Source organism: Actinomadura logoneensis (assembly GCF_003428695.1).
Lineage (GTDB): Bacteria > Actinomycetota > Actinomycetes > Streptosporangiales > Streptosporangiaceae > Spirillospora > Spirillospora logoneensis.
Genome location: NZ_QURH01000630.1, coordinates 1 through 2,411, shown reverse-complemented (window position 1 = coordinate 2,411; position 2,411 = coordinate 1). Strand labels below are relative to the sequence as shown.

Genomic DNA, 2,411 nt, shown 5'->3' with positions numbered 1-2,411 from the left:
GCCGACCGGCTCCGGCGACCGGTCCGGCGCGCGTCCGCCGTCAGAGCGCGGGCGCGAGGACGGTGCGGCGCAGCACCGTCCGCTCCACGGCCGTCCAGGCGGCGGACGTGAGCAGGTACACCCCGGCCGCGAACGGCGCGAACGCGGCGACGGCCACGGTTCCGAGCGACAGCAGCCGCATCCACGCGGCGGGCGCGTGCCGCGCGGACCACCAGCCGACCGCCGCCAGCGCCACCAGCAGGCCCGCGAACACCAGCCCGGCGGGCGTCAGCAGGCCCGCCCCGGCGACGGAGACGAAGTTCTGCCCCAGCGGCACCGCGAAGAACGTGTGCGCGAGCAGGGCGTTCTGGTGCCCGGCGATCACCGCCGACCGGAACAGCGTGTACGTGACCATGAAGAACGGGAACTGGAGCAGCATCGGGCCGATGCCGGTCAGCGGGGACGCGCCCTCCCGCTCGAACAGCGCGGCCGTCTCCCGGCGCAGCCGTTCGGGATCGCGCCGGTGCCGCTCGCGCAGCCGCGCCAGCTCGGGCAGGAGCGCGGCCCGGGCCCGCTCGCCGCGCGCCGCCCGTACGGCGAGGGGCAGCAGCAGGGCCCGGACGGCCAGGGTGAAGACGACGATCGCGAGGACGGCCGCCAGGCCGCCCGCCACCGGTTCGAGAGCCGAGGTCAGCCCGCTGACCAGCGTGTATGCGGCGGCCACGGGCATGTCGAGGAAGGACAAGACGATCTCCAAAGGCTGGACGGGACGATCAGTGCGAGAGACTGGTCGCCCGTCCGGGAGCCCGGGGACGCGGCCGTCCGGCCGCGTCGGGATCGCGCTGGGGGAGGAACGCCGTCCGCGATGTCCGGTCGCGCAGGGCCGTCCGGACGTGTCCGACCGCCGACGCGCCGTCCGTCCGGACGGCGCGCGTCGCGGCGAGCACCACGAGTCCGGCGAGGGCCGCGAGCGAGGCCACGGCCAGCAGCCGAGGCAGCTCCCCGCCCGAAAGGCCCCAGACGCCCCAGGCGTCCGGAGCGGCCGAGGCGCTCGAAGCCGCCGACAGCAGGACGGCGGGCAGGGCGACCAGCCACACCAGAAGGTGCCGCAGCCGCGCGCCCGTGTCCCGCCTCATACCCGAATGGACGTCCTACCTCTTTCGCCGGTTCCGCCTGGACGGGAGTAGAAGATGGGGAAAGGTCCGAGCCGTCCTCCGCGGCGCGGCCTCAGCCCACGACGAGCAGCAGCGTCACGGCCGTGAGGACGGACAGCGCCGTGATGTTCTTGACCCACGTCATGCGCGCGGCGATCAGCATGTCGCGGTCCGGCGAGCGGGCCCAGTACGTCAAGGCCGCGCTCAGCGCCCGTCCCACACCGAACGCCACTCCCGCCAGCAGCGTCGCCGGAGCGCTCATGTGGGCGAGCAGCAGCCCGAGCGCAAGGACGTACGGCGACGAAGCCGACACGTACGTCCGGACGCCGGTGCCCATCTCGAAGCCGAACTGCAGCGATCCCGTCCGCAGCCGGTGCATCAGCACCTCCTGCGGGATCTGCCGCGAGTTCTGCAGCAGTGGCAGCCGCACCAGACCGGCCTCGCGCGCCGCCGCGACCGCCGCGACCAGCACGGTCAGCAGCGCGCGCGCCGACGTCGGCACCGGCGCGGCCAGCCCGGACGCCAGCCACACCACTCCGGCGCTCAGCGTGCCCCCGAGCACCAGCCCGAGGGAGAAGACGGCCAGGACCTCGCCCTGCCGTATCGGGGCCCGCCAACCTGGCGAGAACAGCACGGATTCGCTGTTACGCGTTCAAACGGAGCCGGACAGCGCGAACCCGGCCAGGGCCCCGACCGCCGCCCAGCACAGCACCGCCGCGTCCAGCGCCGCGGCGGCGACCGCCAGCAGCGCCAGGGCCGCGACCGGCAGCAGCGGCTCGGTCAGGCCCCGGCGCACCCGGCCCGCCGGGGCGGTCAGTTGTAGCACGTGACCGCCTTGCGGCAGATCGTCTTGTACCAGTTCCCGCGCTGGGACTTCTTCCAGCCGTCGTGGCACCGCCACGTGACGCCCTTGCGGCAGTTCCCGCAGCTCTTGGACACCTTCCAGAGCCAGCCGTCCCACTTGCCGCCGTAGCACTGGTTCGGCCGCAGCTTGTAGCGGTGCGGGTCGGACACCCCGGACCGGTGGTAGCCCTTGTACTTTCCGCTGGTCCGGCAGCACACCGAGCACACCAGGCTCGGACCGCAGCCCGGCGAGCAGCCGACGCTCGGCTCGCCCGGCGGGCAGTGCGGGTAGATGTCGTAGTAGCCGCCGCTCAGGCTGAACCCCTCGGCGAGCGCCTGCCGCGCGGGCGGCAGCAGCCCGACCGCGTTCAGCCCGGCCGCCGCTCCCGTCGCCGCCAGGCCCGCCAGCAGCCCGCGCCGGGCGGGCCGGAACCG

General features: G+C 74.6%; 5 protein-coding genes. All 5 read right to left on the bottom strand.

The features are described from left to right. Positions 1–40: 40 nt before the first annotated feature. Positions 41–736 (bottom strand): membrane protein insertase YidC, encoded by a 696-nt coding sequence (gene yidC / locus DZF91_RS24895; protein ID WP_235834531.1) that lies wholly within the window; start codon positions 734–736, stop codon positions 41–43. A gap of 16 nt (positions 737–752) precedes the next feature. Next, positions 753–1,115 carry a DUF6412 domain-containing protein gene (locus DZF91_RS24890; protein WP_117359676.1) on the bottom strand — a complete coding sequence of 121 codons (363 nt, stop codon included), beginning with the start codon at positions 1,113–1,115 and terminating at the stop codon, positions 753–755. 91 nt (positions 1,116–1,206) lie between these two features. Further along, positions 1,207–1,767 carry a hypothetical protein gene (locus DZF91_RS24885; protein ID WP_117359675.1) on the bottom strand — a complete coding sequence of 187 codons (561 nt, stop codon included), beginning with the start codon at positions 1,765–1,767 and terminating at the stop codon, positions 1,207–1,209. An 18-nt stretch (positions 1,768–1,785) separates the two neighbouring features. Further along, on the bottom strand, positions 1,786–1,959 hold the full coding sequence (locus DZF91_RS41335) for a hypothetical protein (RefSeq protein ID WP_199486866.1): 174 nt from the start codon (positions 1,957–1,959) through the stop codon (positions 1,786–1,788). Then, the coding region (locus DZF91_RS40295; protein ID WP_199486865.1) for a hypothetical protein at positions 1,947–2,411 on the bottom strand (465 nt) is incomplete at its 5' end. The genes DZF91_RS41335 and DZF91_RS40295, both read right to left, overlap by 13 nt.

Excerpts from the sequence above, each read along its gene's own strand:
- DZF91_RS24890 (WP_117359676.1), bottom strand. The coding sequence starts at position 1,115 with ATGAGGCGGGACACGGGCGCGCGGCTGCGGCACCTTCTGGTGTGGCTG.